The sequence below is a fragment of the Alexandriicola marinus genome, assembly GCF_004000435.1.
Taxonomy (GTDB): Bacteria; Pseudomonadota; Alphaproteobacteria; order Rhodobacterales; family Rhodobacteraceae; genus Alexandriicola; species Alexandriicola marinus.
In genome coordinates, this window is record NZ_RBVZ01000049.1 from 1 (window position 1) to 1,895 (window position 1,895).

The 1,895-nt window shown below is 60.8% G+C and carries 3 protein-coding genes and 1 pseudogene; all 4 read right to left on the reverse strand.

Going from position 1 to position 1,895, the window contains the following annotated elements; all coding sequences use genetic code 11:
• Positions 1-667 (reverse strand): annotated as a pseudogene (locus EP376_RS22570) (strawberry notch C-terminal domain-containing protein); the annotation flags it as partial.
• Between the two features lie 162 nt (positions 668-829).
• Complete coding sequence (locus tag EP376_RS22575; protein ID WP_127657713.1) at positions 830-1,105, reverse strand: type II toxin-antitoxin system RelE/ParE family toxin; 276 nt, start codon at positions 1,103-1,105, stop codon at positions 830-832.
• On the reverse strand, positions 1,092-1,391 hold the full coding sequence (locus tag EP376_RS22580; protein WP_127657714.1) for a type II toxin-antitoxin system RelB/DinJ family antitoxin: 300 nt from the start codon (positions 1,389-1,391) through the stop codon (positions 1,092-1,094). The genes EP376_RS22575 and EP376_RS22580 overlap by 14 nt, the downstream gene beginning before the upstream one ends.
• A 103-nt stretch (positions 1,392-1,494) precedes the next feature.
• Positions 1,495-1,895: DUF6927 domain-containing protein (locus tag EP376_RS22585; protein ID WP_420837144.1), on the reverse strand; the 401-nt coding region annotated here is incomplete at its 5' end.

The following is a 1,895-nucleotide window of genomic DNA, read 5'->3' on the forward strand; positions in this document are numbered from 1 at the left end:
AGTTGCGATGGGGATCACCCGGCACGGGGGCAATCCGCCTCATGAACTCGGCAAAGAGCGCGTTCTGCATATGGATGGGTAGCGCCAGCACCCGGTTCAGAAACCGCTGGATCGGGGGAAGTTCCTGGAGAAGCACACCGTCCTTATCGATCAGTCGCAGGGCCGTCCAGTCCGTGAAGCTCTCGTAGCTCATCGCCTCGGCGCGCCCGGCGGCAAGATCGGCGAAATACCCACGCAGCGCCGCTCGCGCGATCGGGCTTTCGAGATTGTCCTCCTCGCGGAACATGCCTTGCGAGCCGGTCTCGCGCTGGCCCTTCGTCAAGGCCCCCAGCTGGTCGAGGCGTTTGGCTATAGTTGAGGTGAAGCGCTTCTCGCCATGCACATCGGAGGTGCAGACCCGGAAGAAGGGCGCGCTGACCTGGGCAGAGCGATGCGTGCGGCCGAGCCCCTGGATGGCCGCATCGGCGCGCCAGCCAGGCTCCAACAGGTAGTGCCGCCGCCGTTTCTGGTTCTTGGCCGTCTTTGCGGCATGATAGGACCGGCCCGTCCCGCCCGCATCGGAGAAGATCAGGATATCCTTCTCGCCCTCCATGAAGGCTTGGGTCTCGGAGGAATTGCTGCTGGGGCTGCGCTTTTCGATGAAGAGATGTCCATCCTCGGCCTTGAGGTGAGATCAGCTTCGGAGATTGAGAGAGCCGGGTTTGCCAGTTTGGGCTTGGACATGGAGATTTCCTTTGGATCAGGGTCTGAGTTCCAAAGGACAAAAAGCCCGCTCTACACTTTGAAGGCGTAGAGCGGGCAATTTCTTAGCGGGGGGCCTGCACCCCCATCATGGCCACTGCTGCGCAGCATGAAGAACGCGTAAAATGGTCACCATCTCAGGATTTTCTGCATAAACCACGATGTAGTTCGGCCGAACAACCATCTCCCTAGTCCCGTCCACACGGCCCGCGCGGTACATCAGAGGGCGTTCAGGAAGGAGGGACGTCTTGTGTTCAATCTCGTCTTTGAGAACTTGGGCGGCATCCGGGTTGTCGTCAGAGATGTAGTCAATGATTGCCAGCAAGTCGGCGGTGGCCGTCGCTTTCCATTCAAGATTTGGCAAGGCGCTTCCCGTCAATCAATGCCTGGGCGTCTTGCATCGCCTTGGCATGGGACGTTGTGGGCCTTGGATCGTCCAGCGCTTCCTGTACCTTCGCCCGGAACCAGGCGTCATAGGCATCCGGATCAGCAGTCAATCCGGCAGGCAATCCGCCTTCTGCGGCCACGCGGGTCAGAAGAATACGCACTGCGTCGGAGAGCGTCAGACCGACGCCCGCAAGTGCGTCCGAAGCCTGTGCTTTCAACTGATCGTCAACACGGACATGAAGCATGGATGTTTGGGCAGGCATGGTGGTTCTCCAATTGATAGGAATCATGTATCTCATTTGAGATACGATTTCAAGTCGGCGGTATGTGCGCGCGTTGTTTCGTCGTGTTGTCTCAGCGAGAAACTCAGCCACCCTGCCCCGCCAGAAACTCCGCCAGCACAGGACTGGCCGCACCCTTCGCGGAACTTATCAGCTCCGAGCCCGCAAGCGAGGCCCTAGAGAGCCGCACGAGCCCGCCGGTTTCCTCAATGCGGTAGCAGCGGCGGTTTTGCCGCCCCCGCCTGTAGTGGGTCGCAGTGACGATCTGGCAGGTGCTGCCATCGGTGAGCGTCACAGGGGCCGCGAGCCTGATCTTGTCGCCTTCCTCGTAGTCCGGGATCGCAGCCCAGTCCCGGCAACGCTGGCGCCAGGCATGGGCGTAGCTGTCAGGGTCTTTCAGGTCGGAGAGAAGCGCCAGAAGGCTGAGCGGCGCGCGGGACTCGACGGGGCCGGCGCTTTCTTCCATGTCCTTGTAGCCCCAGCAGC

Coding starts and splice junctions, on each gene's coding strand:
- EP376_RS22580 (WP_127657714.1), bottom strand. CDS start 1,391: ATGCCTGCCCAAACATCCATGCTTCATGTCCGTGTTGACGATCAGTTG.